Source organism: Metabacillus sp. 113a (assembly GCF_050107635.1).
Lineage (GTDB): Bacteria > Bacillota > Bacilli > Bacillales > Bacillaceae > Metabacillus_B.
On sequence record NZ_JBNILJ010000063.1, the window covers coordinates 1 to 205 of the forward strand.

The 205-nt window shown below is 37.6% G+C and carries 1 protein-coding gene; it reads left to right on the plus strand.

Features of this window, described 5'->3' with window-relative positions; genetic code table 11:
• Nucleotides 1-205, plus strand: a 205-nt coding sequence (tnpA, locus tag ACQCVE_RS19720) for an IS200/IS605 family transposase (RefSeq protein ID WP_426863680.1), incomplete at both ends; no start/stop codon positions are given.

Consider the following 205-nt stretch of genomic DNA (forward strand, 5'->3'; position numbering starts at 1 on the left):
TCCTTCGTACTGATGTAGAGGAACGATTTAAACAGTTGGTACAAGAAGTATGTGAAGAATTGGAAATTGTCATTGTTGCTTTAGAGTGCGATAAAGACCATACGCATATATTTCTTAACGCACTACCTACGCTTAGTCCTGCTGATATTATGGCAAAAATCAAAGGAGTGACTTCTAAAAAGTTGAGAGAGGAATTTCCTCACCT